Source organism: Rathayibacter sp. VKM Ac-2928 (assembly GCF_022815545.1).
Classification (GTDB): Bacteria; Actinomycetota; Actinomycetes; order Actinomycetales; family Microbacteriaceae; genus Rathayibacter; species Rathayibacter festucae.
Map to the genome: position 1 here is coordinate 232713 of NZ_JALGRU010000004.1, position 25398 is coordinate 258110.

Sequence of the window (25398 nt, forward strand, 5' to 3'; positions counted from 1 at the left end):
TTGCATGCTGATCGAGTAGCCCGCGGAGCGGGCGTATCGAGATCCACCACCGTCAGGACGTGAGTCTGCGGATCGGCCCCCCCTGAGGACGGTGGGTCTCGATACGCCCTTGCGGGGCTACTCGACCAGCATGAAGGGCCGCCGCCGCGTTCTTCGCCTCACCGCTCGATCAGCATGATCGGGGAAGGGCGCGGCGCCTGCGCCGCTCCACGTCCGCGGCAGGCGGACCCCTATACTCGGGGAGGCATTTCCTTTAAGGCCGTCCAGAGAGACGGGGAAGGAGGTCGGTGTGACGGCACGAATCGTGCTCAGCAGCGCTGACATCACGCGCGCTCTGACGCGCATCGCTCACGAGATCCTCGAGTCGAATCGCGGCGCGGAGTCGCTGGTGATCCTCGGGATCCCGACCCGCGGAGTCGCGCTCGCGCGGCGGATCGCCGAGACGATCGCCAGGATCGAGCCCGGGGCCGACCCGGTGTTCTCCGGCTCGCTCGACGTGACGATGTACCGCGACGACCTCGCCCACCACCCGACGCGGATGCCCGCGCGCACCGCGGTCCCGGCGAGCATCGACGGCCGCACCGTCGTCCTGGTCGACGACGTGCTCTTCTCCGGCCGCACCATCCGCGCGGCCCTCGACGCGCTGAGCGACATCGGCCGCCCCCGGGCCGTCCGTCTCGCCGCCCTGGTCGACCGCGGACACCGCGAGCTGCCGATCCGCGCGGACTTCGTCGGCAAGAACCTCCCCAGCAGCCTCAGCGAGCGGATCAACGTCCGCCTGGTCGAGACCGACGGCGAGGACCTCGTCGCGATCGAGTCCGCACCGGACGGAGGCACCCGATGAGGCACCTGCTCTCCACCCGCGACCTCGACCGCGCCACCGCGATCGGCCTCCTCGACATCGCCGAGGACATGTCGGACGTGCAGAACCGCGAGGTCAAGAAGCTGCCGACCCTGCGCGGGAAGACCGTGGTCAACCTCTTCTTCGAGGACTCCACCCGCACCCGCATCTCGTTCGAGGCCGCGGCGAAGCGGCTCTCGGCCGATGTCATCAACTTCAGCGCCAAGGGCTCCAGCGTCTCGAAGGGCGAGAGCCTCAAGGACACCGCGCAGACCCTCGCGGCGATGGGCGCGGACGGCGTCGTCATCCGCCACCACGCGTCCGGCGCCCCGGCCGTGCTCGCGGCCAGCGGCTGGATCGACGCCGCCATCCTCAACGCCGGCGACGGCACGCACGAGCACCCCACCCAGGCGCTGCTCGACGCCTTCACCATCCGCCGCCGGCTGCACGGCGCCGCCGCCTCCCGCGGCAAGAGCCTCGACGGCGTCGCCGTCACGATCGTCGGCGACATCCTGCACTCGCGGGTCGCCCGCTCGAACGTCTGGCTGCTGACCGCGCTCGGCGCGGAGGTCACCCTCGTCGCCCCGCCCACGCTCGTCCCCGTCGACACGCTCGACTGGCCGGCGACGATCCGCTTCGACCTCGACGACGCGATCGACTCCGGACTGCCCGACGTGGTGATGCTGCTGCGCATCCAGCTCGAGCGGATGTCGAGCGGGTTCTTCCCCAACGGCCGCGAGTACGCGCGGATCTGGGGCCTGGACGACGAGCGGCTCGCCCGCCTCGGCCCGGATACCATCGTGATGCACCCCGGACCCATGAACAGGGGCGTCGAGATCTCCTCGGCCGCCGCCGATTCGAGCCGCTCCACGGTGCTCGAGCAGGTCGCGAACGGGGTGTCCGTGCGGATGGCGGCGCTGTACCTGCTGCTGTCCGGTGAAAGGGAGGTCCTGTGATGACCGGTACGAGGATCCTCCTCTCGGGAGCGACGCTCGCCGACGAGACGACGGCCGACGTCCTGATCGACGGCGGGACGATCGTCGAGATCGGCACCGACGTCGACTCGAGCGGCGCGCGCGTGATCGACGCCGACGGGCTCCTGGCGCTGCCGGGTCTCGTCGACCTGCACACCCACCTCCGCGAGCCCGGCTTCGAGCAGAGCGAGACCGTGCTGACCGGCACGCGCGCCGCGGCGGCGGGCGGCTTCACCGCGGTCTTCGCGATGGCGAACACGTCGCCGGTGCAGGACACGGCCGGCGTCGTCGAGCAGGTGCAGAGCCTCGGCGAGGACGCGGGCTACGCCACCGTCCGCCCGATCGGCGCCGTCACCGTCGGCCTCGCGGGGGAGTCGCTCGCCGAGCTCGGTGCGATGGCCCGCAGCCGTGCCGCGGTGCGCGTCTTCTCGGACGACGGCAAGTGCGTCTCGGACGCGCTGCTGATGCGCCGCGCGCTCGAGTACGTGAAGGCCTTCGACGGGGTCGTCGCCCAGCACGCGCAGGAGCCGCGGCTCACCGTCGGCGCGCAGATGAACGAGGGCGCCGTCTCCAGCGCCCTCGGGCTGCAGGGCTGGCCGGCCGTGGCGGAGGAGGCGATCATCGCGCGTGACGTCCTGCTGGCCGAGCACGTCGGCTCGCGGCTGCACGTCTGCCACGTCTCGACCGCCGGCTCCGTCGACGTGATCCGCTGGGCCAAGGCCCGCGGCATCGACGTGACGGCCGAGGTCACCCCGCACCACCTGCTGCTCTCCGAGCAGCTGATCGCGGGGGTCGACGGCGCCCCGGGCTACGACGCCCGCTACAAGGTCAACCCGCCGCTGCGCCGCGACGAGGACGTGCTCGCCCTCCGCGAGGCCCTCGCCGACGGCACCATCGACATCGTCGCCACCGACCACGCCCCGCACCCGGTCGAGGCGAAGGACTGCGAGTGGGACGCCGCCGCCTTCGGCATGGTCGGCCTCGAGAGCGCTCTGAGCGTCGTGCACGCCGCGGTCGTCGAGGACGGCCGGCTGAGCTGGTCGGACGTCGCCCGCGTGCTCTCCTCCGCCCCCGCGCGGATCGGCCGGCTCGACGGCTACCAGCACGGCCTCGCCGTCGGCGCCGCGGCCAACGTCGTCCTCTACGACCCCGAGGTCCGCCGCCGCTTCTCCACCGGCGACCTGCGCGGGCGCAGCACCAACTCGCCGTACCTCGGCCGGGAGCTGCCGGGCCGCGTCGTCGCGACGCTGCACCGCGGCGTCCCGACCGTCCTCGACGGCGAGCTCGTCGACGCGGCGACCGTCGCCGCGGCAGCGAGGGGCGCCCGTGGATAGGACCGCCATCGCGATCGTCATCGCCGCGGCCGTCACCCTCGTCTTCATCGGCATGGCGCTGTCCTGGCGCGCGCGCCGGCGCCGCTCCGCCGCGCTCGCCCCCGAGGCCGTGCCCGCCGCGTCGCTCGGCGCCGAGCGCGAGGCGGTCGAGCTGCCCTACGTCGCGACCACCCGCTTCGAGCAGCCGCTCGAGCGCGTGGTGCTGCCGGGCCTCGGCTTCCGCGGCCGGGCGACGCTCCGCCTGCACGCGCGCGGCGTGGTGATCGCCCCGGTCGGCGAGCGCGAGACCGTGATCCCCGCGGCGCTCCTCCGCGGTGCCGGAGAGGGCTCCTACGCCATCGACCGCGCGGTCGAGGAGGGCGGGCTGCTCGTGCTCTCCTGGTCGCCGCGCGGCGAGGAGATCGTGGACAGCTACCTCCGCGTGGCCGATCCGGCGCTCCGACGACGACTGGTCGACGAGCTCCAGCGGCTCGCCGGCCCCGATTCCTCCCCCTCCCACCCCGGGACCGCCGACGGCGGCTCCGACTCGATCCAGAAGGGCTCCTAGTCCGTGCCAACCACACGCCTCAGCACCGAACCCACCGCCGTCCTCGTCCTCGAGGACGGGCGACGATTCTCGGGTCAGGCCTACGGCGCACGCGGCCGCACGCTCGGTGAGATCGTCTTCGCGACCGGCATGACCGGCTACCAGGAGACGCTGACCGACCCGTCCTACGCGGGTCAGATCGTCGTGCAGACCGCCCCGCACATCGGCAACACCGGGATGAACGACGAGGACGAGGAGTCGCGCCGCATCTGGGTCGCCGGCTACGTCGTCCGCGACCCCTCCCGTGTGGTCTCGAACTTCCGCTCGCAGCGCTCGCTCGACGACGACCTGGAGAAGGACGGCATCGTCGGCATCTCCGGGGTCGACACCCGCGCGATCACCCGGCACATCCGCTCGCTCGGCTCGATGCGCTCCGGCGTCTTCTCCGGCGAGGACCTCGCCCTCCCCGAGGAGGAGCAGCTCGCCCTGGTGCTCGGCGGCGCGCAGATGGCGGGCCTGAACCTGTCGTCCTCCGTCTCCACCGAGGAGCGCTACACCGTGCCCGCGCAGGGCGAGCGCGTCGGCTCGGTCGCCGTGATCGACCTGGGCGTGAAGACCTCGACGGTCAACTACCTCTCCGAGCGCGGCTTCGACGTGCACGTCCTGCCCGAGTCGACGACCGCCGAGCAGGTGCTCGCGCTCGACCCCTCCGCGCTGTTCTTCTCGAACGGGCCCGGCGACCCGGAGGCCTCCGACCGCCACGTCGACCTGCTGCGCACCACGCTCCGCGCCGACCTGCCGTTCTTCGGCATCTGCTTCGGCAACCAGCTGCTCGGCCGCGCGCTCGGCTTCGGCACCTACAAGCTGCCGTTCGGCCACCGCGGGATCAACCAGCCGGTCCTCGACAAGCTGACCGGCCGGGTGGAGATCACCTCGCAGAACCACGGCTTCGCGGTCGACGCGCCGATCGACGGCGAGCTCGACTCGCCCGAGGGCTTCGGCCGGGTCGAGGTCAGCCACTACAGCCTCAACGACTCGGTCGTCGAGGGCCTGCGCTGCCTCGACATCCCCGCGTTCTCGGTCCAGTACCACCCGGAGGCGGCGGCCGGCCCGCACGACTCGAACCACCTCTTCGACCGCTTCCGCGCCATGGTCGTGCAGCGCACGGCCGAGCAGGGCGGCGCCGAGCCCGCCACCGCAGACTCCACCACCTCGACCACCACCGGAGAGCAGAAGCAATGCCCCGCAGGGAAGACATCAGAAGCGTCCTCGTCATCGGCTCCGGCCCGATCGTGATCGGCCAGGCGGTCGAGTTCGACTACTCGGGCACTCAGGCCTGCCGCGTGCTGCGCGAGGAGGGCGTCCGCGTCATCCTCGTCAACTCCAACCCGGCGACGATCATGACCGACCCGGACTTCGCCGACGCGACGTACGTCGAGCCGATCACCCCGAAGGCGATCGAGGCGATCATCGCCAAGGAGCGCCCCGACGCGATCCTGCCGACCCTCGGCGGCCAGACCGCGCTCAACGCCGCGATCCAGCTGCACGACCTCGGGATCCTGGAGAAGTACGACGTCGAGCTGATCGGCGCGAGCTTCGAGGCGATCAACCGCGGCGAGGACCGCCAGATCTTCAAGCAGCTCGTGCTGGACGCGGGTGCCGACGTCGCCAAGTCGTACATCGCGCACACCGTCGAGGAGGCGATCGGCTTCGCCGAGGACCTCGGCTACCCGCTGGTCATCCGCCCCTCCTTCACCATGGGCGGCCTCGGCTCCGGCTTCGCGCACTCGGTCGACGAGCTCGTGCGGATGGTCGGCGACGGCCTGCACCAGAGCCCGACCACCGAGGTGCTCCTCGAGGAGTCGATCCTCGGCTGGAAGGAGTACGAGCTCGAGCTGATGCGCGACACGGCCGACAACACGGTCGTCGTCTGCTCGATCGAGAACGTCGACCCGGTCGGCGTGCACACCGGCGACTCGATCACGGTCGCTCCGGCGCTGACCCTGACCGACCGCGAGTACCAGAAGCTGCGCGACATCGGCATCCGGATCATCCGCGACGTGGGCGTGGACACCGGCGGCTGCAACATCCAGTTCGCGATCGACCCCGCCGACGGCCGGATCATCGTGATCGAGATGAACCCGCGCGTCTCGCGCTCGTCGGCGCTGGCCTCGAAGGCGACCGGCTTCCCGATCGCCAAGATCGCCGCGAAGCTCGCGATCGGCTACCGCCTCGACGAGATCCCGAACGACATCACCAAGGTGACCCCGGCGAGCTTCGAGCCGACCCTCGACTACGTCGTGGTCAAGGTGCCGCGCTTCGCCTTCGAGAAGTTCCCGGCCGCCGACAAGACGCTGACCACGACCATGAAGTCGGTCGGCGAGGCGATGGCGATCGGCCGCAACTACGCGCAGGCGCTGCAGAAGGCGCTCCGCTCGCTGGAGAAGCGCGGCTCCTCCTTCCACTGGGGCGAGCAGTCGCGCTCGGTCGAGGAGCTGCTCGAGATCGCGAAGACCCCGACCGACGGCCGCATCGTCACGGTGCAGCAGGCACTGCGCCTGGGCGCGAGCGTCGAGCAGGCCTTCGACGCCACCAAGATCGACCCGTGGTTCCTCGACCAGATCGTGCTGATCAACGAGATCGCCGAGCTGGTGCGCGAGCACGACGGCCTCGACGCCGGCGTCCTGCGCCTGGCGAAGGACCACGGCTTCTCCGACGTGCAGATCGCCCAGCTGCGCGGTCTCGACGAGGCCGAGGTGCGCCGCATCCGCTACGACCTCGCCGTCCGCCCGGTCTACAAGACGGTCGACACCTGCGCCGGCGAGTTCCCCGCGCTGACGCCGTACCACTACTCCTCTTACGACGAGGAGACCGAGGTCGTCGCGGCCGACCGCCGCAAGGTCGTCATCCTCGGCTCCGGCCCGAACCGCATCGGTCAGGGCGTCGAGTTCGACTACTCCTGCGTGCACGCGTCGTTCGCGCTCTCGGCCGCCGGGTTCGAGACGATCATGATCAACTGCAACCCGGAGACGGTCTCGACCGACTACGACACCTCCGACCGCCTGTACTTCGAGCCGCTGACGCTCGAGGACGTGCTCGAGGTCATCCACGCGGAGTCGCAGTCCGGCGAGCTCGTCGGTGTCGTCGTGCAGCTGGGCGGCCAGACCGCGCTCGGCCTCGCCGCCGGCCTCGAGGCCGAGGGCGTGCCGATCCTCGGCACCACCCCCGCCAACATCGACCTCGCGGAGGAGCGCGGCGCGTTCTCCCGGATCCTCGACGAGGCCGGCCTGCTCGCCCCGCGCAACGGCACGGCGACCGACCTCGGGGGCGCCCTCGAGGTCGCGGTCGAGATCGGCTACCCCGTCCTCGTCCGCCCGTCGTTCGTCCTCGGCGGCCGCGGCATGGAGATCGTCTACGGCTCCCCGCAACTCGAGGACTACTTCGCTCGGATGGCCGACGAGGGGATCATCGACGCGACGCACCCGCTGCTCGTCGACCGCTTCCTCGACGACGCGATCGAGATCGACGTCGACGCGCTCTACGACGGCGAGCAGCTCTACATCGGCGGCGTGATGGAGCACATCGAGGAGGCCGGCATCCACTCCGGCGACTCGGCCTGCACGCTGCCGCCGGTCACCCTGGGCCGCCAGCAGATCGACAAGGTCCGCGAGGCGACCCTCGCCATCGCCGAGGGCGTCGGCGTCCGCGGCCTGCTGAACGTGCAGTTCGCGATCGGCCAGGGCGTGCTCTACGTCCTCGAGGCGAACCCGCGCGCCTCGCGCACCGTGCCGTTCGTCTCGAAGGCGCTCGGCATCCCGCTCGCGAAGGCCGCCTCGCGCCTGATGGTCGGCGAGACCATCGCCGAGCTCAAGGCCGAGGGCCTGCTGCCCGAGCGCGACGGCTCCGACGTGCCGATGGACTCGCCGATCGCGGTGAAGGAGGCGGTCCTGCCGTTCAAGCGCTTCCGCACCAAGGAGGGCAAGATCGTCGACTCGCTGCTCGGCCCCGAGATGCGCTCGACCGGCGAGGTCATGGGCATCGACCGCGACTTCCCCCGGGCGTTCGCGAAGAGCCAGGAGGCGGCCTACGGCGGGATGCCCGCCAGCGGCACCGTGTTCATCTCGGTCGCCGATCGCGACAAGCGCTCGATCGTGCTGCCTGCGTTGCGCCTGCGCCAGCTCGGCTTCGAGATCCTCGCGACCGAGGGCACCGCCGAGGTGCTCAACCGCAACGGCATCCAGGCCCGGGTCGTCCGCAAGTACAGCGAGGAGGCCGTCGACGACGCGCCCTCCATCGTGGAGCTGGTCAACCGCGACCAGGTCGACGTGGTGATCAACACGCCGAGCGGCGGGGCTTCGCGTGCCGACGGCTACGAGATCCGCGCCGCCGCGGTCGCCGCGGACAAGCCGCTGTTCACCACCATCGCCCAGCTCGCCGCGGCTGTCGCCTCGCTCGACGCCGCCGCCGAGCCGTTCGAGGTGACGAGCCTGCAGGACTACGCGATCCGCCGGGCGGAGCGCACCGCGTGACGGACGCCGTCGCGCAGCCGGGCGCCGAGTCCTTCGGCGCCCGGCTCGAGGCCGCGTTCGACGCGTTCGGGCAGCTCTGCGTCGGGATCGATCCGCACGCGTTCCTGCTCGACGCCTGGGGCCTGGACGACACTGCGGCGGGCCTGGAGTCCTTCGGCCGGCGGGTCGTCGAGGCCTCGGCCGGCCGGGTCGGCCTGGTCAAGCCGCAGGTCGCGTTCTTCGAGCGGCACGGCTCCGCGGGCTACGCGGCGCTCGAGCGCGTCCTCGCCGACGCGCGCGCCGCGGGCCTGCTGGTCATCGCGGACGCGAAGCGCGGCGACATCGGCACGAGCGTCACGGCCTACGCCGAGGCGTGGCTCCGGCCGGGCTCGCCGCTCGAGGCCGACGCGATGACCGCCGCCGCCTACCAGGGCGTCGGCTCGCTCGAGGGCATGCTCGCGCTGGCCGAGGAGGCGGGCAAGGGCGTCTTCGTCCTCGCCGCGACCTCCAACGCCGAGGCGCGGCCGGTGCAGCGCGCGCTGCTGCAGGACGGGCCCGTCGCCGGCTCGACCGTGGCGCACGCGGTGCTGGCCGACGTGGCATCCTGGAACGCGGGACACGCGCGCTCGTCGATCGGCTCGGTCGGCGTCGTGCTCGGGGCCACGGTCGCGCTCGGCGACTACGGCATCGGCACGGGCACTCCGCTCCGCCCCGCACTGCCGGTGCTGGCGCCCGGCTTCGGCCACCAGGGCGCCGACACCGCGGACGCGTCGCGGCTGTTCGGAGCGCTGGCCGCCTCGACGATCGTGAGCGAATCGCGCAGTGTCCTCGGCGCCGGACCCGACGGGATCGCCGCCGAGATCGACCGCCGAGCCGCACACCTCCAGGAGACCCTTGTCCGCTGAAGCCGTCAGCCCGATCGACCCCGCCGCCGAGGCGCCGTCCGGCGCGCGCCGCCCTGCACCGCCCGCCGTCGACCGCCGCGCCGCCTCGGAGGCCGCGATCGCCGCGCGCCGCGCCCGCGCCCAGGTGAAGAAGGGCGTCGCCGCCGGCGACCGGCCCGCGACGGCCGTGCTCGCCGCCGCGCAGGAGGACCCGACCGGCGTCGAGGGGCGGATGCGCGTCAGCGAGCTGCTGCGCGCCGTCCCCGCCCTCGGCGTGGTGAAGACCCCGCGGGTGATGGAGCAGCTCGGCATCGCGCCGTCCAAGCGCCTGGGCGGCCTGGGCCGCCGCCAGGTCGAGGGCCTCGGCGCGTTCCTGGAGGAGCGCGAGTCGCGCCAGCGCCGCGGCGAGCGCAACCGGCTCGTCGTGCTGGCCGGTCCGACCGCGGTCGGCAAGGGCACCGTCTCCGGCTACATCCGCGAGAACTACCCCGACGTCCTGCTGTCCGTCTCGGCGACCACCCGCGCACCGCGCCCCGGCGAGATCGAGGGCGTCAGCTACTACTTCGTCGACGACGCCGAGTTCGACCGCATGGTCGAGGCGGGGGAGTTCCTCGAGTACGCGACGGTGCACAACGCCTACCGCTACGGCACGCCCCGCGGCCCGATCGACGCGGCCCTCGCCGCCGGTCGCCAGGTCATGCTCGAGATCGACATCCAGGGCGCGCGGCAGGTCCGCGAGCGGATGGGCGACGCTCGGCTCGTCTTCCTGCTGCCTCCGAGCTGGGAGGAGCTGGTGCGCCGCCTGGTCGGCCGCGGCACCGAGAGCGCGGAGGAGCAGGAGCGCCGACTGGCCACCGCGAAGGTCGAGCTGGCCGCGCAGGACGAGTTCGATTTCTGCGTCGTGAACAGCACCGTGCCCGAAGCGGCCCGCGAGGTCGTAGAATTGATGTCGCCTCGCTCCGACAGCACGCCCGCCGATCCGGGCCGCTGAGACCGAGACCACCGACCACCTCCGGGCCTTGCCCCGATCGCCCTCCCCGGCGATCGCGCGCCGTGCCGCTCCGGAGCCGCAGATCGGCGCTTCGCGCCACGCTAGGAGACACCATGGCCAACAACCTCGGCATCATCGACCCGCCCATCGACGAGCTGCTCTCGAAGGTCGACTCGAAGTACGCGCTCGTCATCTTCGCCTCCAAGCGCGCGCGCCAGATCAACGACTACTACGCCGACCTGCACGAGGGCAGCCTGTTCGACAACGTCGGCCCGCTGGTCGACTCCACCATCGACGACAAGCCGCTCTCCGTCGCGCTGCACGAGATCAACGAGGACAAGCTCGTCGCCCGTCCGGTCGCCGAGCCCCTCGACGAGTAGTCCCGACCGGGGGCGCTCCGCGACATGCGGTCATCGAGACGGGCCGCACGGCTGAACGTCGTCGTCGGGATCACCGGCGGCATCGCCGCCTACAAGGCGGTCGGAGTCGTCCGCGCGCTGGTCCTCGAGGGCCACGACGTCCACGTCGTGGCCACCGAGGCGGCGCTGCGCTTCGTCGGCAAGCCGACGCTCGAGGCCATCTCGCGGAACGCGGTGCACACCGAGCTCTACGAGGGCGTCGCCGAGGTGCGGCACGTGGCGATCGGCCAGGCGGCCGACCTGATCGTGATCGCCCCGGCGACGGCGCACACCCTGGCCAAGCTGGCGACCGGCCTCGCCGACGACCTGCTCGGCAACACCGTGCTCGCCAGCACCGCTCCGGTCGTGGTCGCTCCGGCGATGCACACCGAGATGTGGGCGAACGCGGCCACGGTCGCGAACGTCGCGACGCTCCGCTCCCGCGGCGTCCACCTCGTCGGCCCGGCCGTCGGCCAGCTCACCGGCGCCGACTCTGGCCCGGGCCGGATGGAGGAGCCCGCGACGATCGTCGCCGAGGCCCTCGCCGTCCACGCGCGGGCCACCGCCGCCCGGCGCGACCTCGAGGGCCTGCGCGTCCTCGTCACCGCCGGCGGCACCCGCGAGCCGCTCGACCCGGTCCGCTTCGTCGGCAACCGCTCCAGCGGCCGGCAGGGCGTCGCGCTCGCGGTCGCCGCGGCCGCGCGCGGAGCGAGGGTCACCCTCCTCGCCGCGAACCTCGACATCGAGGCGCCGCAGGGCGTCACGGTGGTCCCCGTCGGGACCGCCCTGGAGCTGCGCGAGGCCGCGCTCGCCGCCGCCCGCGACGCCGACATCGTGATCATGGCCGCGGCCGTCGCCGACTACCGTCCGGCCGACGTCTCCGAGGCCAAGATCAAGAAGGAGCAGCAGGGCGACCGCCTCGTCCTCGAGCTCGTGAAGAACCCCGACATCCTCGCCGAGATCTCCGCCGCGAAGACCGACGGGCAGCTGATCGTCGGCTTCGCCGCCGAGACCGAGCCCGACCGGGACGCGATGCTCGCGCTCGGCCGCGCCAAGATCGTCCGCAAGGGCTGCGACCTGCTCGTCCTCAACAGGGTCGGCTGGGCCGAGGGCTTCCAGAGCGACAGCAACACCGCGGTGGTCCTCGATCCGGCCGGAGATATAGTGATCGAGGCTTCCGGCAGCAAGGCGTCGGTCGCCGATCGCGTCCTCGACGTGGTCGCGCGCTAGGGCGTCACCCTGGCCCGGTCCGCCCCCGGTGAGAGGGCGAGCCCGGTGCGGGACTGCACCGGATCGAGACAGCTCCGGCTGCCGCGCCCTACGGAATGAGACGCTCGACATGACCTCCGGCCCCCTCCGCCTGTTCACCTCCGAGTCCGTGACCGAGGGTCACCCGGACAAGATCTGCGATCAGATCTCGGACCGCATCCTCGATGCGCTCCTCCGCGAGGACCCGCGCAGCCGGGTCGCCGTCGAGACGCTCGTCACCACGGGGCTCGTGCACGTCGCCGGCGAGGTCTCCACCTCCGGCTACGTCGAGATCCCCGCGATCGTCCGCGACACCATCGTCGAGATCGGCTACGACTCCTCGCTCAAGGGCTTCGACGGCCGCTCCTGCGGCGTCTCCGTCTCGATCGGGCAGCAGTCGCCCGAGATCGCCGCGGGCGTCGACACCGCCCTCGAGGTGCGCGGCGACGCCTCCGACGAGGACGCGTTCGACCGCCAGGGCGCGGGCGACCAGGGCCTGATGTTCGGCTTCGCCACCGACGAGACCCCCGAGTACATGCCGCTGCCGAGCTGGCTCTCGCACCGCCTCGCGGAGCGCCTCGCCGAGGTCCGCAAGACCGGCGAGCTGGACTACCTCCGGCCCGACGGCAAGACGCAGGTCACCATCGGCTACGACGGCACGACGCCGGCGACGATCGACACGGTCGTGCTCTCCACCCAGCACGCCGAGCACGTGAGCACCGCCACGATCCACGCGGACATCGAGGAGCACGTGATCCGCCCCGTGCTCGAGCGCGTCGACCTCGACTCCTCCGGTGTGCGCCTGCTGATCAACCCCTCCGGCCGCTTCGAGATCGGCGGCCCGCAGGGCGACGCCGGGCTCACCGGCCGCAAGATCATCGTCGACACCTACGGCGGAGCCGCGCGCCACGGCGGCGGCGCCTTCTCGGGCAAGGACCCGTCGAAGGTCGACCGCTCGGCCGCCTACGCCATGCGCTGGGTCGCGAAGAACGCGGTCGCCGCGGGTCTCGCCCGCCGGATGGAGGTGCAGGTCGCCTACGCGATCGGCAAGGCCGCCCCGGTCGGCCTCTACGTCGAGACGTTCGGCACCGGCACGCTGCCCGACGAGCAGATCACCGAGGCGATCCGCTCGGTCTTCGACCTCCGTCCCGCCGCGATCATCCACGCGCTCGACCTTCTCCGCCCGATCTACTCGCAGACCTCGGTCTACGGGCACTTCGGCCGCGAGCTGCCCGACTTCACCTGGGAGCGCCTCGACCGCGTCGACGACCTCCGCTCCGCCGCGGGTCTCTCGTAGGCGCCGACGCGGCGGGGGAGGCGGTGACCGGTCCCGAGGGGCGCGTCGCGCGCGTGCTCCTCGACTCGCCGCTCCCGCAGCTCGACCGGCTGCTCGACTACGCCGTCCCCGAGGCGCTCCGCGACGGCGTGCGGCCGGGTGTCCGGGTCCGCGTCCCGCTGCGCACCGGCGGGCGGATCGCGGACGCGTTCGTCGTCGAGGTCGGCGAAGGCTCCGAGCACGCGGGCGCGCTGAGCGAGCTCGAGGAGCTCGTCTCGCCGCTCGTCGTGCTGACCCCGGAGGTCTGGACCCTCGCCCGGCGGGTCGCCGACCGCGCCGCCGGAGGAGCGAGCGACGTGCTGCGCCTCGCCGTGCCGCGGCGCCACGTGCGTGTCGAGCGGGCGCACCTCGCGGCCCTCGCCGAGGCGGACGCGGACGCCGGCCCGGCCGAGCCGGTCGCGGACCCCACCCCGGCTGAGCCGGTCGCGGACGGCACCGGGCCCGGCGCGGTGACCGGCTATCCCGCGGAGACCTTCGACGGCCTCCTCGACGGCGGGCGCCTCGCGGTGAACGCCGTGCCCGCGCCGGTTCAGCTCGCGTCGGGAGCGTGGGTCGGCGGCTGGGCGGTGACGCTCGCCGAGCTCGCCCGCACCGCGCTGGCGGCCGGGCGCGACGCGATCCTGGCGGTGCCGGACTACCGCGATCAGGAGCAGCTCGAGCAGGCCCTCGCCGAGCACGTCCCCGAGGACGCGGTCGTCCGCCTCGACGCCCGGCAGAAGGGCGCCGGCCGCTACGCCGCGTTCCTGCGCTGCCTCACTCCCGGACCGCGGGTCATCGTCGGCAACCGCTCCGTGCTCTACGCGCCCTCGTCGGCGCTCGGCCTGATCGCGCTCTGGGACGACGGCGATCCGCTCTTCGCTGAGCCGCTCGCGCCCTACGCGCACGCCCGCGACGTGGCGCTGGTGCGGCAGGAGCAGAGCGGCGCCGGGCTGGTCCTGCTCGGCAACACCCGCACGGTCGAGGTGGAGCGGCTGGTCGGCCTGGGCTTCGCCGCCCCGGTGCAGCCGCGGCCCTCCCGCCGCCCGCACGTCGTGCCGACCGCGCAGCAGACGGCCGCCGACGAGCACGACCAGGCCGCGCGCATCCCGTCGACCGCCTGGCGGCAGGCGCGGATCGCCCTCGACTCGGGTCCCGTGCTCGTCCAGGTCGCCCGTCCCGGCTACGCACCGGTCGTCGCCTGCGCGCGCTGCCGCACCGTGGCGCGCTGCAACCGCTGCCAGGGTCCGCTCGCCGTGCACTCCGCCGGCGCGCGGCCGAGCTGCGGCTGGTGCGGCCTGATCGCCGCCGACTGGCACTGCTCGGTCTGCGAGGCGACGGCGCTGCGCCTGGTGAGCCTCGGCGCGGGACGGACGGCGGAGGAGCTCGGCCGCGCGTTCCCGGGCGTCAAGGTCGTCGTCGCGGACGGCGCCCACCCGATCCTCACCGTGCCCGGGACGCCCGCGCTCGTCGTCGCCACCCGCGGCGGCGAGCCCCGGGCCGACGGCGGCTACCACGCCGTGCTGCTGCTCGACGGCGAGCGGATGCTCGCGCGGGAGAGCCTGCGCGTCGCCGACGACGCCCTGCGCACCTGGTCGAACGCGGCCGCGCTGGCCCGCCCCGGCGCTCCCGTGCTGCTGGTCGGCGTCGCCGGGCGCCTCGCGACGGCCCTCGCGACCTGGCGCCAGGAGGAGTACCTCCGCGCCGAGCTGATCGAGCGGCGCGAGCTGCGCTTCCCGCCCGCCGTCCGGCTCGCGACCGTCAGCGGCGACGCGCACGCGGTAACGGAGGCGCTCGACGCGCTCGACGAGGCCGACCGGCACGAGGTGCTCGGCCCGGTCGGGCTCGAGGACGGCTCCGTCCGGGCGATCGTGCGCTTCGACTACGCTCGCGGGGCGGAGGTCGCCGCCCGCCTCCGGTCCGCCGTGATCCGCAACGCGACCCGCCGCCGCCGGCCGCCCACCACGCCGGGCCGCTTCCGGCCGGCGCCGAAGCTGCGCGTCCGGCTGGACGACCCCGACATCCTCTAGACCCGTCCGTCCCGGACCAGTTCTCCGCTCGACCCCACGCTCAGGAGCTCCTCGTGCGCCTCGTCTTCGCCGGCACGCCGGCCGCCGCCGTCCCCACCCTGCGCGCCCTCGCCGCCTCCGAGCACGAGATCGTCGCGGTGGTCACCCGGGCCGACGCGCCCGTCGGCCGGAAGCGCGTGCTCACGGCGTCGCCGGTCGCCGCGGTCGCCGAGGAGCTCGGCCTGCCGGTGCTCAAGGCGAACCGCCTCGACGAGGAGGTCACCGACCGGATCGCGGCCCTCGAGCCCGACCTCGGCGTGATCGTGGCCTACGGCGGCCTGGTCCGCGCGCGGCTGCTGGCGGTGCCGCGCCTCGGCTGGATCAACCTGCACTTCTCGCTGCTGCCGCGCTGGCGCGGCGCGGCACCGGTCCAGCGCGCGCTGATGGCGGGGGAGCAGCGGATCGGCGCGGCCGTCTTCCAGCTAGTGGCCGAGCTCGACGCGGGCGACGTCTTCGCCGAGATCGAGGAGGAGGTCGCCGGGCGCTCGGCCGGCGAGCTGCTCGAGGTGCTCGCCGAGCGCGGGGCCGCCCTGACCGGCGAGGTCGTCGACGGGCTCGCCGCAGGCACCGCGGTCGCCGTGCCGCAGTCCGGCGAGGTCACGCTCGCCCCCAAGCTCGACGTGACCGACGGCCGGATCGATTGGTCCCTGCCGACCGCGCGGATCCTCGCGCTCGTCCGCGGGGTCACGCCCGAGCCCGGAGCGTCCACGACGGTCGGCGACGCGCGGCTGAAGGTGCTCGCCGTCCACGAGGCGCGCACGGACGCTCCCCTCGCGCCCGGCGCCGTGCTCCTCGACGCCGGTCGCGCCCTGGTCGGCACGGGCGACGGCGCGGTCGAGCTGGTCTCGGTGCAGCCCGCCGGCAAGACCGCGATGCCCGGCGCCGCCTGGGCCCGGGGCCTGCGCGAGAGCACGGTGCTCGCATGAGCGTCCGCACCCGCGTCGCGCCGGCCCGCCAGGTCGCCTACGACGTCCTGCTCGCGGTCAGCGGCGGCGACGCCTACGCCAACCTCGTGCTGCCCGCCCGGATCCGCGCCGCCGAGCTCTCGCCGGCCGACGCGGGCCTGGCCACCGAGCTCTGCTACGGCACCCTCCGCCTCTCCGGCTACTACGACCGGGTGATCGCCCTCGCCGCCGGCCGCGCCGTCGAGACCCTCGACGCCCCGGTGCTCGACGCGCTCCGGCTCGGCGTGCACCAGCTGCTCGGCACCCGCGTCGCCGCGCACGCCGCCGTCAACGAGAGCGTCGCGCTGGTCGCGGGCGGCTCCTCCCGCGGCGCCGTCGCCTTCGCGAACGCGGTGCTGCGCTCGGTGACCCGCTCGAGCGCCGAGGAGTGGCAGCAGCGCGTCGCGGACGCGGCGACCTCGGGTGACGACCGGATCGCCGCGGCGACCTCGCACCCGGTCTGGATCGTCAAGGCCCTGCGCCGCGCCCTCACCGCGGAGGGCGCCGCCGACGAGCTCGAGGCCCTGCTCGCCGCCGACAACGCGGCGCCACGGGTGAACCTCGTCGCCCTGCCCGGCCTCGCGGAGCCCGCCGAGCTGCCCGACGCCGCGCCCGACCGCTACTCGCCGGTCGGCCTTGTCAGCACCGGAGGCGACCCCGAGGCGATCGCGCCCGTGCACGAGGGCCGGGTGCGCGTCCAGGACGAGGGCTCGCAGCTGGCCGCGCTCGCGCTCTCCCGCGCCGAGCCCGTCCGCGCGGGCGAGCGCTGGCTCGACCTCTGCGCCGGCCCCGGCGGCAAGGCGGCACTGCTGGCCGCCGAGGCACGCGCGGGCGGCGCGACGCTGCTGGCCAACGAGGTCGTCCCGGCGCGGGCGGGGCTGGTCCGCCAGGCCCTCGCCGCGGTCGACCCGACCGTCGAGGTCCGCACCGGTGACGGCCGCACCCTCGGTGAGGAGCAACCGGCGGCCTTCGACCGTGTCCTCCTCGACGCGCCGTGCACCGGACTCGGCGCCCTCCGCCGCCGCCCGGAGGCGCGCTGGCGGAAGACCGCCGACGACGTCGCCCCGCTCGCCGCCCTGCAGGGCGAGCTGCTCGACTCCGCCCTCGCCGCGCTCGCGCCCGGCGGACTGCTCGCCTACGTGACCTGCTCGCCGCACCTCGGCGAGACGAAGCGCGTGCTCGCCCTCGCCGCGGAGCGCCACCCCGGCGGCTTCGAGCTCGTCGACACCCCGGCGGTCCTCCGCGGCATCACCCGCGAGCCGCTGCCGCTGGCCGAGGGCGCGCTGCACGCGCAGCTCTGGCCGCACCGGCACGGGACGGACGCGATGTTCATCCAGCTGCTGCGCCGCAGCCAGGCCTGACGGCCCGGCCGCCCGGCCTAGGCTGGGGAGCATGCCCGCACGGATCAACCCCAGCATCCTGTCCGCCGACTTCGTCAACTTCGAGGCCGAGCTGCAGCGGATCGCCGGGGCCGATCTCGTGCACGTCGACGTGATGGACAACCACTTCGTGCCGAACCTCACCTTCGGCCTGCCGATGGTGCAGCGCCTCCAGGAGGTGTCGCCGCGCCCCCTCGACGTGCACCTGATGATCGACGACCCCGACCGCTGGGCGCCGGGCTACGCCGAGACGGGCGCCTACTCCGTCACCTTCCACGCCGAGGCCGCGCGCGACGCCGTCGCGCTGGCGCGCCGCCTCCGTGAGATCGGCGCGCGCGCCGGCATCGCGCTCAAGCCCGGCACGCCGGTCGACGACTACCTCGACCTGCTGCCCGAGTTCGACCAGGTGCTCGTGATGACGGTCGAGCCCGGCTTCGGCGGCCAGTCCTTCATGGCGGAGACGATGCCGAAGCTGCACGCGCTGCGCGAGGTCGTCGACCGCATCGGCCTCGACGTCTGGCTCCAGGTCGACGGCGGCATCGCCCCCGGCACGATCGAGATCGCCGCCGAGGCGGGTGCCGACACCTTCGTCGCCGGCTCCGCCGTGTTCGGCGCCGACGACCCGGAGGCGGCCATCGCGGCGCTCCGCGACACCGCGTCCTCCCTCCTGCACCGCCACTGACCCGGCCGCCCTCGCCGGTCCGCCGCCGCGTATAGACTTCCCCGGTGAAAACTTTCGACGACCTCTTCGCTGAGCTGGGCGAGAAGGCCGCCGCGCGTCCCGAGGGTTCGGGCACGGTCCGCGAGCTCGACGCCGGTGTGCACTTCATCGGCAAGAAGATCGTCGAGGAGGCCGCCGAGGTGTGGATGGCCGCCGAGTACGAGGGCGACGAGCGCACGGCCGAGGAGATCTCGCAGCTGCTCTACCACCTGCAGGTGCTGATGCTCGCGAAGGGCCTGACGACGGCCGACGTCTACCGACATCTGTGAGCGTCCTCCCGATCGCCGGAGTGCGCCGCCGCCACGTGGCCGCGCGCTCCCACGCTCTCCGAGGCGCCGTCGCGCCTCCGCTCACCGAATCACCCTCGACCTCCAGAGGACGTCCCGTCGTGACCACGACCACCCCCACCACTCCTGACACCACCGGCACCGCCGCCCCGCCCGCGCTCCTGCGCGTCGCCGTCCCGAACAAGGGCTCGCTCTCCGAGACCGCCGGCCAGATGCTGGCCGAGGCCGGCTACACCGGCCGCCGCGATCCCAAGGAGCTGCACGTCGTCGACGAGCGCAACGGCGTCGAGTTCTTCTATCTCCGCCCGCGCGACATCGCCACCTACGTCGGCTCCGGCGCGCTGGACGTCGGCGTCACCGGCCGCGACCTGCTGATCGACTCCGGCTCCGAGGCGCGCGAGATCGCCAGCCTCGGCTTCGCCGACTCGACCTTCCGCTTCGCCGGTCCGGCCGGCCGCTACACCGAGCTGCAGCAGATCGACGGCCTCCGCGTCGCGACCAGCTACCCCGGTCTCGTCGGCCGCTTCCTGCGCGAGCACGGCGTCGAGGTCACCCTCATCCGCTTGGACGGCGCGGTCGAGTCGGCCATCCAGCTCGGCGTCGCCGACGTGATCGCCGACGTCGTCGAGACCGGCACCACGCTGCGGAAGGCGGGCCTGGAGATCTTCGGCCCGGTCATCCTGAAGTCCACGGCCGTCCTCGTCTCCGGCGCGGGCGAGCCCGAGGGCATCCCGGTCCTGCTGCGCCGCCTGCAGGGCGTCCTCGTGGCGCGCGAGTACGTGCTGCTCGACTACGACTGCCCCGTCGCGCTGCTCGAGACCGCCACCGCGCTCGCGCCCGGCTTCGAGTCGCCCACCGTCTCGCCGCTGCACGACCCCGAGTGGGTCGCCGTACGGGTCATGGTGCCGCGCGCCGACATGAACCAGGTGATGGACCGCCTGTACGACCTCGGCGCCCGCGCGATCCTGGTCACCTCGATCCACGCCGCACGCCTCTAGGAGGGGGAGCGATGAGTCTCGCCGTCCGCGTCATCCCGTGCCTCGACGTGGCCGCCGGCCGCGTCGTCAAGGGCGTCAACTTCCAGAACCTCCGCGACGCCGGCGACCCGGTCGAGCTCGCCCGCCTCTACTTCGAGCAGGGCGCCGACGAGCTGACCTTCCTCGACGTCACGGCCACCGTCGACGACCGCTCCACCACCTACGAGGTCGTCCGCGCGACCGCCGAGCAGGTCTTCATCCCGCTCACCGTCGGCGGGGGAGTGCGCTCCGTCGAGGACGTCTCGCGCCTGCTCGCGCACGGCGCGGACAAGGTCGGCGTCAACTCCGCTGCGATCGCCCGCCCCGAGCTGATCGGCGAGATCGCCGACGTCTTCGGCGCGCAGGTGCTCGTGCTCTCGCTCGACGTCAAGCGGAGCGACGCCACGCCCTCCGGCTTCGTCGTCACCACCCACGGCGGTCGCCGCGAGACGACGCTCGACGCCCTCGCCTGGGCGGCCGACGCCGTCGAGCGCGGGGCCGGCGAGCTGCTGGTCAACTCCATCGACGCCGACGGCACCAAGCAGGGCTTCGACCTGCCGCTGATCACGGCGATGCGCGAGCTGAGCACCGTGCCGGTGATCGCCTCGGGCGGCGCCGGCGCCGTCGAGCACTTCGCCCCCGCCATCGAGGCGGGCGCCGACGCGGTGCTCGCCGCCTCCGTCTTCCACAATCGCGAGCTGACGATCGGCGACGTGAAGCGCGCCCTCGACGACTCCGGGATCGAGATCCGCCGATGAGCACCGAGACGACGACCGACGGCGCGACGAGCACCGACGACCTCACCGCGGTCCTCGACCGCGCGACCTTCGACGCGAGCGGACTCCTGCCCGCCGTCATCCAGCAGCACGACACCGGCGAGGTGCTGATGCTCGGCTGGATGGACCGGGAGGCGCTGCGCCGCACGCTGACCGAGGGCCGGGTGACCTTCTGGTCGCGCTCGCGCCAGGAGTACTGGCGGAAGGGCGACACCTCCGGGCACGCCCAGTACGTCCGCGGGGCCGCGCTCGACTGCGACGCCGACACCCTGCTCGTGCATGTCGAGCAGATCGGTGCCGCCTGCCACACCGGCGAGCACTCCTGCTTCGACGTCGACCCGCTCCAGCCGGTGACGGACCTCGGGCCCACGGCGTGAGCGGCCGGCGGCTGAAGTACTCCGCGATCCTCGGGATCGTGCTGCTCGCCGCGCTCGAGCTCACCTCGTCCACGCAGCCCTGGGCGACCCTCGTGCTCACGCCGGGCGTCGGCGACGGCCGCGCCCTCTCGGTGGCGGGCACCGTCGCGGCACCGGCGCTGTCGGCGCTCGCGCTGGCCGGGCTCGCACTCGCGGCCGCTCTCGCGATCGCCGGACCCGCGTTCCGCATCGTGCTCGGGCTGCTGCAGATCGTCCTCGGCGGCTCCGTAGTCCTGGCCGCCTCGACCGCGCTCGCCGATCCCGTCCGCGCGGGCTCGTCGCTGGTCACCGACGCGACCGCGATCGCGGGCCGGGAGTCGGTCGCGGCGCTCGTCGAGTCGTCCTCCTCGACCGCCTGGCCGGTCGTCGCCCTGGTCGCCGGAGTGCTGACCGCCGTGATCGGCGTCTTCGTGCTCGTGACGGTGCGGCGCTGGCCGGGAGCGAAGAAGAAGCGCGCCTCCCGGTTCGAGCCCGCCGACGGCTACGGCCATGGCGCGACGACCGTGCAGACGGACGACGGCGACATCGATCCCGTCGTCTCCTGGGACGAGCTGTCCCGCGGCGACGACCCCACCTCCGCCCGCTGACACCCCCGCCGGGGCGGCGGAGCCGCTCGGGTGCGAGCCGCTAGACTGCTCTGGTCCCGATGCACGTCCAGGAGGAGAGCCATGAGCACCGAGCACGACGACGACAACCACGGCCACTCGCCCGCAGCGTGGACGGCCGTCGTCATCATGCTGGTCGGCTTCACGGTCGGCACGATCGCCTTCTGGTTCGACCTGCCCCTCGTCGTCTGGCTGTCCGCCGGACTCGTCGTGGTCGGCCTCCTCGTCGGCGTGATCCTGGCCCGCCTGGGCTACGGCGTCGACGGCGCGAAGGCCAACCCGAAGGCGCGCGCGTAGAGTGCTCGGCGATCTGACCGCCGGCGCCCTGGCCGACGCGGCCCGGCGTCGCGAGACCGTCCCGCTCGCCGCCCTCGAGCGGCGTGCCGCCGAGCGCCCGCCCGCCCTCGACGCACTCGCCGCGCTGGCTCCGGCCGAGCGCGTCAGGATCATCGCCGAGGTCAAGCGGTCCAGCCCGTCCCGCGGCGCCCTCGCCGAGATCCCCGACCCCGCGCTGCTCGCCGGGCAGTACGAGCTCGGGGGAGCGAGCGCGATCAGCGTCCTCACCGAGGAGCGCCGCTTCAAGGGCTCCCTCGCCGACCTCGAGGCCGTCCGCGCGAAGGTGTCGATCCCGGTCCTGCGCAAGGACTTCATCGCGGAGCCCTACCAGGTGCTCGAGGCGCGCGCCTCCGGAGCGGACCTCGTCCTGCTCATCGTCGCCGCGCTCGAGCAGCGCGTGCTGGCCGAGCTGCACGCCCTCGTCCTCGAGCTCGGGATGACCCCGCTGGTCGAGACCCACTCGGGCGACGAGCTCGAGCGGGCCGCCGACCTCGGCGCGCGCCTGATCGGCGTCAACGCCCGTGACCTCTCCACCTTCGAGCTCGACCGCGACCTCTTCGGACGGCTCTCCGAGCGCTTCCCGGCCGACGCCGTCAAGGTCGCGGAGTCGGCGGTCCTCTCGGCCGACGACGTCGCGCACTACCGCCGCTCCGGCGCGGACGTCGTCCTCGTCGGCGAGGCCCTCGTCACCGGCGGCGACCCCGTCTCCACCCTCGCCGGCTTCCTGGCGCACTGATCACGATCCACCGATAGGCGGCACTGCCATGGCACTCCGAGACGAACTCGGTCCCTACTTCGGCGACTTCGGCGGACGCTACGTCCCCGAGTCGCTCGTGAAGGCGCTCGACGAGCTGAGCGCCGAGTACGAGCGCACCAAGGTCGACCCGGCGTTCCGCGCCGAGCTGACCGAGCTGCACCGCAGCTACACCGGTCGGCCCTCGATCATCACCGAGGTGCCGCGCTTCGCCGAGCACGCGGGCGGTGCGCGGATCATCCTCAAGCGCGAGGACCTCAACCACACCGGCTCGCACAAGATCAACAACGTGCTCGGCCAGGCGCTGCTGACCAAGCGCATCGGCAAGACCCGCGTGATCGCCGAGACCGGCGCCGGCCAGCACGGCGTGGCCACCGCCACCGCCGCCGCGCTCTTCGGCCTCGACTGCGTCGTCTACATGGGCGAGGTCGACACCGAGCGCCAGGCGCTCAACGTCGCCCGGATGCGCCTGCTCGGCGCCGAGGTCGTCTCGGTGACCACCGGCTCGCGCACCCTCAAGGACGCGATCAACGACGCGATGCGCGACTGGGTCACCAACGTCGAGACGACGAACTACGTCTTCGGCACCGTGGCCGGCCCGCACCCCTTCCCGGCGATGGTGCGCGACTTCCAGAAGATCATCGGCGAGGAGGCGCGCGAGCAGGTCCTCGCCCTCACCGGCGCCCTGCCCACCGCGGTCACCGCCTGCGTCGGCGGCGGCTCCAACGCGATGGGCATCTTCCACGCGTTCCTCGACGACCCCGAGGTCAGGCTGGTCGGCTTCGAGGCCGGCGGCGACGGGATCGAGACCCCGCGCCATGCGGCGACCATCAGCAAGGGCCGCCCCGGCGTCCTGCACGGCGCCCGCAGCTTCCTGCTCCAGGACGAGGACGGCCAGACCGTCGAGTCGCACTCGATCTCGGCCGGTCTCGACTACCCGGGCGTCGGCCCCGAGCACGCCTGGCTCTCCAGCATCGGCCGCGCCGACTACCGCGCGGTCACCGACTCCGCCGCGATGGACGCCCTGATGCTGCTCAGCCGCACCGAGGGCATCATCCCCGCGATCGAGTCGGCGCACGCCCTCGCGGGCACGCTCGAGCTCGGCCGCGAGCTCGGCCCCGACGCGACCATCCTGGTCAACCTCTCCGGCCGCGGCGACAAGGACATGACCACCGCCGCGCGCTACTTCGGACTCGTCGACCAGGGCGCGGTGCAGTCGTGAGCGGCGTCGGCCCGAGCGTCGCCGAGACCGTCCGCCGCCGCAACCAGGAGGCCGCGGGCGCCCTGATCGGCTACCTGCCCGCCGGCTTCCCGGACCTCGCGACGAGCATCGACGCCGCAGTGGCCCTCGCCGAGAACGGCGTGGACGCGATCGAGCTCGGCCTGCCCTACTCCGACCCGGTCATGGACGGCCCCGTCATCCAGGAGGCGACCCAGGCCGCCCTCGCCGGCGGCTTCCGCCTGCGCCACGGCTTCGACGCGGTCCGCGAGATCCGCGCCCGCGTGGACGTGCCGGTGCTGGTGATGACGTACTACAACCCCGTGCTGCAGTACGGCGTCGAGCGCTTCGCCACCGACCTCGCCGAGGCCGGCGGCTCCGGCCTGATCACGCCCGACCTCATCCCCGACGAGGGCGCGGAGTGGATGGCCGTGTCCGAGCGCCTCGGCCTCGACCGGGTCTTCCTCGCCGCCCCCTCCTCGAGCGACGAGCGCCTGCGAGCGACCGTCGAGGCGAGCCGCGGCTTCGTCTACGCGGTCTCGACGATGGGCATCACCGGAGCGCGCGCGGACGTCGACCGTGCCGCCCGCACGCTCGTCGAGCGCCTGCGCACCGCCGGCTCGGACAGCGCCTGCGTCGGCGTGGGCGTCTCGACCGGCGACCAGGTCGCCGAGATCCTCGCCTACGCCGACGGCGCGATCGTCGGCTCGGCCCTCGTGCGCGCGCTCGCCTCCGGGGGAGTCGTCGCGGTGGCGGAGACGGCTCGCGGTCTGGCAGAGGGCACGCGTCCGCGCGCCTGACGCCTCCCAGTACACTCGGGATGCCCGTCGGGGCGCGGCGCCGCCGCGACCGCGGGATCCCTCCTTCGAAAGGTCGACGTACCGGTGTCCGTACCGCTGAGCATCCCGAGTCCGCCCGAGGCGTGGAGTCAGTACGACTTCACGCTCTTCGATCGCGCGTTCTCGATCCACACCTATGCCGTCTGCATCCTGGTCGGCATCGTGGTCGCCACGATCATGACGAACGCCCGCCTCAAGCGCCGCGGGGCCGAGCCGTGGGTCGTCCTCGACATCATCATCTGGGCCGTGCCGCTCGGCATCATCGGCGCGCGGCTCTACCACGTGCTCACGCACCCCGGCGACTACTTCTACGCCGGCGCGGACCCGTGGGAGATCATCCGGATCTGGAACGGCGGCAACGCGATCTTCGGCGGCCTGATCGGCGGCGCCGTCGGCGCCTGGATCGGCTGCCGCTGGACCGGCGTCCGCTTCTGGACCTTCGCCGACGCCCTCGCGCCCGGCATGCTCGCCGCGCAGGCCATCGGCCGCCTCGGCAACTGGTTCAACCACGAGCTGTTCGGCCTCCCGACGACCCTGCCCTGGGGCCTCGAGATCGAGAGCAGCAACCCGGCCTTCCCCGTCGGCCTGCCCGCCGGCACGCTCTTCCACCCGACCTTCCTCTACGAGATCCTCTGGAACGTCGTCGGCATCGCGGTCATCCTGCTGCTCGAGCGCCGCCTCAAGCTGCAGTGGGGCACCGTCTTCGCCGCCTACCTGATCTGGTACGGCATCGGCCGCGTCTGGTTCGAGTCCATCCGGATCGACCCGAGCGAGTTCTTCTGGGGCATCCGCACCAACGTCTGGGCGGCGCTGGCCGCCGTCGTCGTCGGCCTGGTCCTCGTCGTGATCCAGCGGCGCGAGCACCCGGGTCGCGAGACCTCGGCCTATCGGCCCGGCCGCGAGTGGACGCCCGCCCCGGCTGCGGTAGAATTCGAGGACGTCGAGTCCGACTCCGACGCCACCACTCCTTCTTCCGGCACCGACGCCGAGAAGTCGACGGTCTCCCGCAGCTGACGCGGTC

The 25398-nt window shown here is 73.4% G+C and carries 25 protein-coding genes; all 25 read left to right on the forward strand.

The window, feature by feature from the left end:
- Positions 1 to 289: 289 nt before the first annotated feature.
- The 25 genes from pyrR (at position 290) to lgt (ending at position 25391) form a co-directional block, all read left to right on the forward strand.
- The gene (pyrR, locus tag MT350_RS15630) at positions 290 to 844 is read left to right on the forward strand and encodes a bifunctional pyr operon transcriptional regulator/uracil phosphoribosyltransferase PyrR (RefSeq protein WP_243599945.1); all 555 of its coding nucleotides are present in this window, start codon (positions 290 to 292) and stop codon (positions 842 to 844) included.
- Positions 841 to 1797 (forward strand): aspartate carbamoyltransferase catalytic subunit, encoded by a 957-nt coding sequence (locus tag MT350_RS15635; RefSeq protein WP_123704396.1) that lies wholly within the window; start codon positions 841 to 843, stop codon positions 1795 to 1797. The genes pyrR and MT350_RS15635 overlap by 4 nt, the downstream gene beginning before the upstream one ends.
- The gene (locus MT350_RS15640) at positions 1797 to 3149 is read left to right on the forward strand and encodes a dihydroorotase (protein ID WP_132436275.1); all 1353 of its coding nucleotides are present in this window, start codon (positions 1797 to 1799) and stop codon (positions 3147 to 3149) included. The genes MT350_RS15635 and MT350_RS15640 overlap by 1 nt, the downstream gene beginning before the upstream one ends.
- On the forward strand, positions 3142 to 3696 hold the full coding sequence (locus MT350_RS15645; protein ID WP_243599946.1) for a hypothetical protein: 555 nt from the start codon (positions 3142 to 3144) through the stop codon (positions 3694 to 3696). The genes MT350_RS15640 and MT350_RS15645 overlap by 8 nt, the downstream gene beginning before the upstream one ends.
- Positions 3697 to 3699: 3 nt before the next feature.
- On the forward strand, positions 3700 to 4971 hold the full coding sequence (carA, locus tag MT350_RS15650) for a glutamine-hydrolyzing carbamoyl-phosphate synthase small subunit (protein WP_243616250.1): 1272 nt from the start codon (positions 3700 to 3702) through the stop codon (positions 4969 to 4971).
- Positions 4914 to 8204, forward strand: coding sequence for a carbamoyl-phosphate synthase large subunit (gene carB / locus MT350_RS15655; RefSeq protein ID WP_243616251.1), 3291 nt, complete (start codon positions 4914 to 4916; stop codon positions 8202 to 8204). The genes carA and carB overlap by 58 nt, the downstream gene beginning before the upstream one ends.
- Positions 8201 to 9088 carry an orotidine-5'-phosphate decarboxylase gene (gene pyrF, locus MT350_RS15660; protein ID WP_243616252.1) on the forward strand — a complete coding sequence of 296 codons (888 nt, stop codon included), beginning with the start codon at positions 8201 to 8203 and terminating at the stop codon, positions 9086 to 9088. Before carB ends, pyrF begins: the two co-directional genes overlap by 4 nt.
- Before the next feature lie 13 nt (positions 9089 to 9101).
- On the forward strand, positions 9102 to 10058 hold the full coding sequence (gene gmk / locus MT350_RS15665) for a guanylate kinase (RefSeq protein WP_243616318.1): 957 nt from the start codon (positions 9102 to 9104) through the stop codon (positions 10056 to 10058).
- A gap of 113 nt (positions 10059 to 10171) precedes the next feature.
- On the forward strand, positions 10172 to 10438 hold the full coding sequence (gene rpoZ, locus MT350_RS15670) for a DNA-directed RNA polymerase subunit omega (RefSeq protein WP_123446225.1): 267 nt from the start codon (positions 10172 to 10174) through the stop codon (positions 10436 to 10438).
- A 51-nt stretch (positions 10439 to 10489) separates the two neighbouring features.
- Positions 10490 to 11686: a bifunctional phosphopantothenoylcysteine decarboxylase/phosphopantothenate--cysteine ligase CoaBC gene (gene coaBC / locus MT350_RS15675; protein ID WP_243616319.1), complete on the forward strand. Its 1197-nt coding sequence runs from the start codon at positions 10490 to 10492 to the stop codon at positions 11684 to 11686.
- A gap of 109 nt (positions 11687 to 11795) precedes the next feature.
- Positions 11796 to 13001 carry a methionine adenosyltransferase gene (gene metK, locus MT350_RS15680; protein WP_127886900.1) on the forward strand — a complete coding sequence of 402 codons (1206 nt, stop codon included), beginning with the start codon at positions 11796 to 11798 and terminating at the stop codon, positions 12999 to 13001.
- 23 nt (positions 13002 to 13024) lie between these two features.
- Positions 13025 to 15046 carry a primosomal protein N' gene (locus MT350_RS15685; protein WP_243616253.1) on the forward strand — a complete coding sequence of 674 codons (2022 nt, stop codon included), beginning with the start codon at positions 13025 to 13027 and terminating at the stop codon, positions 15044 to 15046.
- Between the two features lie 53 nt (positions 15047 to 15099).
- The gene (gene fmt, locus MT350_RS15690; protein ID WP_243616254.1) at positions 15100 to 16011 is read left to right on the forward strand and encodes a methionyl-tRNA formyltransferase; all 912 of its coding nucleotides are present in this window, start codon (positions 15100 to 15102) and stop codon (positions 16009 to 16011) included.
- Positions 16008 to 17390 (forward strand): RsmB/NOP family class I SAM-dependent RNA methyltransferase, encoded by a 1383-nt coding sequence (locus tag MT350_RS15695; RefSeq protein ID WP_243616255.1) that lies wholly within the window; start codon positions 16008 to 16010, stop codon positions 17388 to 17390. The genes fmt and MT350_RS15695 overlap by 4 nt, the downstream gene beginning before the upstream one ends.
- A gap of 31 nt (positions 17391 to 17421) precedes the next feature.
- Positions 17422 to 18090, forward strand: a complete 669-nt coding sequence (rpe, locus tag MT350_RS15700) for a ribulose-phosphate 3-epimerase (RefSeq protein ID WP_243599952.1) — start codon at positions 17422 to 17424, stop codon at positions 18088 to 18090.
- 44 nt (positions 18091 to 18134) lie between these two features.
- Complete coding sequence (locus tag MT350_RS15705) at positions 18135 to 18398, forward strand: phosphoribosyl-ATP diphosphatase (protein ID WP_055791842.1); 264 nt, start codon at positions 18135 to 18137, stop codon at positions 18396 to 18398.
- Positions 18399 to 18517: 119 nt separating this feature from the next.
- Positions 18518 to 19414 carry an ATP phosphoribosyltransferase gene (gene hisG / locus MT350_RS15710; protein ID WP_308197483.1) on the forward strand — a complete coding sequence of 299 codons (897 nt, stop codon included), beginning with the start codon at positions 18518 to 18520 and terminating at the stop codon, positions 19412 to 19414.
- 11 nt (positions 19415 to 19425) lie between these two features.
- The gene (gene hisF, locus MT350_RS15715) at positions 19426 to 20190 is read left to right on the forward strand and encodes an imidazole glycerol phosphate synthase subunit HisF (protein ID WP_159422551.1); all 765 of its coding nucleotides are present in this window, start codon (positions 19426 to 19428) and stop codon (positions 20188 to 20190) included.
- The gene (gene hisI, locus MT350_RS15720; RefSeq protein WP_243616256.1) at positions 20187 to 20585 is read left to right on the forward strand and encodes a phosphoribosyl-AMP cyclohydrolase; all 399 of its coding nucleotides are present in this window, start codon (positions 20187 to 20189) and stop codon (positions 20583 to 20585) included. Before hisF ends, hisI begins: the two co-directional genes overlap by 4 nt.
- Complete coding sequence (locus MT350_RS15725) at positions 20582 to 21211, forward strand: Trp biosynthesis-associated membrane protein (RefSeq protein WP_243616257.1); 630 nt, start codon at positions 20582 to 20584, stop codon at positions 21209 to 21211. Before hisI ends, MT350_RS15725 begins: the two co-directional genes overlap by 4 nt.
- 81 nt (positions 21212 to 21292) lie before the next feature.
- The gene (locus MT350_RS15730) at positions 21293 to 21526 is read left to right on the forward strand and encodes a DUF6704 family protein (RefSeq protein ID WP_123446235.1); all 234 of its coding nucleotides are present in this window, start codon (positions 21293 to 21295) and stop codon (positions 21524 to 21526) included.
- Position 21527: 1 nt separating this feature from the next.
- Complete coding sequence (gene trpC / locus MT350_RS15735; RefSeq protein ID WP_243616258.1) at positions 21528 to 22301, forward strand: indole-3-glycerol phosphate synthase TrpC; 774 nt, start codon at positions 21528 to 21530, stop codon at positions 22299 to 22301.
- A gap of 28 nt (positions 22302 to 22329) precedes the next feature.
- Positions 22330 to 23541 carry a tryptophan synthase subunit beta gene (gene trpB / locus MT350_RS15740; protein ID WP_123446237.1) on the forward strand — a complete coding sequence of 404 codons (1212 nt, stop codon included), beginning with the start codon at positions 22330 to 22332 and terminating at the stop codon, positions 23539 to 23541.
- Positions 23538 to 24338 carry a tryptophan synthase subunit alpha gene (gene trpA, locus MT350_RS15745; RefSeq protein WP_243616259.1) on the forward strand — a complete coding sequence of 267 codons (801 nt, stop codon included), beginning with the start codon at positions 23538 to 23540 and terminating at the stop codon, positions 24336 to 24338. Before trpB ends, trpA begins: the two co-directional genes overlap by 4 nt.
- A gap of 84 nt (positions 24339 to 24422) precedes the next feature.
- A complete protein-coding gene (gene lgt / locus MT350_RS15750; RefSeq protein WP_372487855.1) occupies positions 24423 to 25391 on the forward strand; it encodes a prolipoprotein diacylglyceryl transferase in 969 nt (322 codons plus the stop codon).
- Positions 25392 to 25398 lie beyond the last annotated feature (7 nt).